A 252-nucleotide genomic window follows, 5' to 3' on the forward strand; every position below is an offset into this window, starting at 1 on the left:
GAACAACCCCGTCATGATTGGTGAGCCGGGCGTGGGTAAAACCGCGATTGCCGAAGGCATGGCCCTGCGCATCGTAAACGGCGACGTGCCGGAGAGCCTCAAGGACAAACGCCTGCTGGCGCTCGATATGGGCGCGCTCATTGCGGGTGCGAAGTATCGCGGCGAGTTTGAGGAACGTCTCAAGGGAATTCTCAACGAAGTCACCGATGCGGCGGGTGAAATCATCCTGTTCATCGACGAGATGCACACGCC

The 252-nt window shown here is 59.5% G+C and carries 1 protein-coding gene; it reads left to right on the forward strand.

From position 1 onward, the window contains the following. Positions 1-252 (forward strand): AAA family ATPase (locus O4G76_RS21140; RefSeq protein WP_269399058.1); only part of this gene is annotated, 252 nt, incomplete at both ends.

It is taken from the genome of Limimaricola sp. G21655-S1 (assembly GCF_027213785.1).
GTDB lineage: Bacteria > Pseudomonadota > Alphaproteobacteria > Rhodobacterales > Rhodobacteraceae > Limimaricola.